Source organism: Paenibacillus sp. IHBB 3054 (genome assembly GCF_051594305.1).
GTDB lineage: Bacteria > Bacillota > Bacilli > Paenibacillales > Paenibacillaceae > Paenibacillus_AQ.
This window is the reverse complement of the sequence record NZ_JBOFBG010000088.1, coordinates 1-2,304: the sequence shown is the minus strand read 5'-3', so window position 1 is coordinate 2,304 and position 2,304 is coordinate 1. Positions and strand designations below refer to the sequence as shown.

The 2,304-nt window shown below is 40.3% G+C and carries 6 protein-coding genes; all 6 read right to left on the bottom strand.

The genetic code is table 11. The features are described from left to right. Positions 1 to 177 (bottom strand): recombinase family protein (locus ACQ76X_RS35690; RefSeq protein ID WP_438498631.1); only part of this gene is annotated, 177 nt, incomplete at its 3' end. Positions 178 to 463: 286 nt separating this feature from the next. Beyond that, complete coding sequence (locus ACQ76X_RS35685; protein ID WP_438498630.1) at positions 464 to 628, bottom strand: hypothetical protein; 165 nt, start codon at positions 626 to 628, stop codon at positions 464 to 466. 27 nt (positions 629 to 655) lie between these two features. Next, positions 656 to 1,021 (bottom strand): hypothetical protein, encoded by a 366-nt coding sequence (locus ACQ76X_RS35680; protein ID WP_438498629.1) that lies wholly within the window; start codon positions 1,019 to 1,021, stop codon positions 656 to 658. Between the two features lie 59 nt (positions 1,022 to 1,080). After that, complete coding sequence (locus tag ACQ76X_RS35675; RefSeq protein WP_438498628.1) at positions 1,081 to 1,509, bottom strand: hypothetical protein; 429 nt, start codon at positions 1,507 to 1,509, stop codon at positions 1,081 to 1,083. A gap of 24 nt (positions 1,510 to 1,533) precedes the next feature. Then, positions 1,534 to 1,695, bottom strand: coding sequence for a hypothetical protein (locus tag ACQ76X_RS35670; RefSeq protein ID WP_438498627.1), 162 nt, complete (start codon positions 1,693 to 1,695; stop codon positions 1,534 to 1,536). 65 nt (positions 1,696 to 1,760) lie between these two features. Next, positions 1,761 to 2,186 carry a macro domain-containing protein gene (locus ACQ76X_RS35665; RefSeq protein ID WP_438498626.1) on the bottom strand — a complete coding sequence of 142 codons (426 nt, stop codon included), beginning with the start codon at positions 2,184 to 2,186 and terminating at the stop codon, positions 1,761 to 1,763. Between the last annotated feature and the right edge of the window lie 118 nt (positions 2,187 to 2,304).

Sequence of the window (2,304 nt, the reverse complement as noted above, 5' to 3'; positions counted from 1 at the left end):
TAGATCTCCTTCCCGCAGCATATGCCGCATCGCCTGATACCGTGGACGATCAAAATCTTTGCCGCTCTGCTTATCAACAAAAACAAATCGTTCCTCGATCCCCAATTCTCGAAATTTCAGGAGCTGCCGCTCTACATTCTGCTCCTTGGTTGAAACTCTTCCGTATGCAATCTTCATCGATGGAACCCCTCCCACTATAAAAACGTCTCAAATGACCCATTGAATCAGTGAGACGTTTCTAAACTGTTTTTAAGGCTTTTTGAAACGAAGAAATGAACAGCCATTTCACTGTCTCATAAAGCATGCTTTTTGGAACTGTTTCTTCATTAAAATAGAAAGGTGACCTGGGTCACCTCAAATTGAAACTCATAAATGAAAATCTATTTATATCGTTTACCCACGAACTCTAATTGCTCAACTTAATATGCTATTTTCCCAAAGGGCAATTTCTTCGAACTGCGCATTAGTTTTTAACAGGAACAACATCGGCATATTCCTTAGACAAATCCAAAAGAGCATTCTGTTCTTTCTTGATTTTTTCAGCTTCTCTTTCTGATACAGGTTCAGAGATAACCTTTAGAATATTGTCTCGATTTTCCTTATCAAACAGTAAAACATAGTATTTCATAAGACACTTCCCTTCATAGTTTGCGTCTTACTTGTTCTTGAATGGCTCGGTATTCACGATCTTGAAGAAATCCGGGGTGTAGCCAAATTCCTGCATCCACTCACTGACTGCCTTTGTCAGCCGATCAGATAAAATCTGCTCATGCTCCGGCTTAACATAGGACAAGTAACCCTCAGCGCTTTCACCGCACTCGTCATACACAGATTCCCCGATGTCTTCCAGCACCCGTTCAGCATCAACCGTAATAGTTGGCCCGTAAGGTTCCACTTGACCAACGTATAGGGTTTTGTAATCTTCCGGCAAATAATAAGACTTGCCTTCAGCCATCGCCGCCTCTTTCGTATCGTGATATGCACCAGTTCCCCAGATGCCGTCCGGCTGATGGTTAAACATCCATTGCCCTGCTTTCATTTTCATCATTCCTTCACTTTTTAATGAACCGTATGCGTCAATCACCAAACAGATGAACTGATTAAGGCAGGAAACTCTTCGATCTCGCTTACGACATCATTTATTGATTTCAACACTCGGTTTTGTTCCTCTGGAAGGATAAATCTTCGATTGAATTCTATCGGATCGGTAATTTGAGTAATCGTCGCTTCCTCGTCCAGCTCACCATACATTTCAATGTGCGCTGCCTTAGCTTCTTCAGCGGATTTGGCAGCCCACCGATGTGTCTCTCCATCGTCTATTACGAAAACGGGAATTGCAGATATTAGTGTCATCCGCACCTTGCCAGTTTTCGACACAACGTTACCTACGCAAGCATCACATTTTACTGTCTTGTCTCTCGCCGTAAAGCTATATGGAACATCATCGTGTGCCTTTCCGCACTCCCAACATAGATTTACTACCTTCAAGTTTTTTACTGCGATCATCATTGACTCCTCCTTATTTTTAATGAACTATTTGCGTCTAAGCCATTCTTCATAAAACTTTTGGAAATCTTCTTCCTGTCTAATGTGGAGACTATCTTCTTCATGGTCTACACTAAGAGCACTCCAAAAGCCTGTACCAAAAGCGCTTCTTAACATATTTTCTAAATCAGATTTCTTTATAAATGGCATGTACTCACCCTATTCATTAAACTGCTCAGTTTGCGTCTATTGTTTATCGTCTTTGCATTAAGAGACTACTTAAATCGACAAACGAGAATTTCAATATCTATATTCTTGAAAACTTGTTGGATAATTTCTCGGTTTTTCGACCAGCTTAATCTATCTAAGCCTGCTCCAATTTGAGGCATGGCTATTTTATTAATTCCGTTATCCATAGCTACCCTTTTCATATCCTCTATCGAGTTAGTAAATGTTTCATAAGTCGGTTTTCCCCAATATACTTTCTTAGTTACAAGATTTAGAACCCTGCCCACGATCACACAACTCCCGATTTTCAATGGTGTTTGTTTCGCTTCCTTTTGAAGATTACCAAGACCGAATCTCTTTTTAAATTGAACTGCAATTCCTGCCCCCATATTTGCATCAGAACTAATACAATGTGCAAGGAAATAATCATTTCCAACCTCAAACAAGTCTCGATAAATCTCGTTGTATTTCAAAGTCAGCCTCTCCTTTTTTAATGTCATAGCTTGCGTTAATTGATCATTACTCTCGGAATGCGCATTACATGTCTTCTTGGTTAATCAGCCCAAGGTTCTCTAAATCGTAATCGTCCAC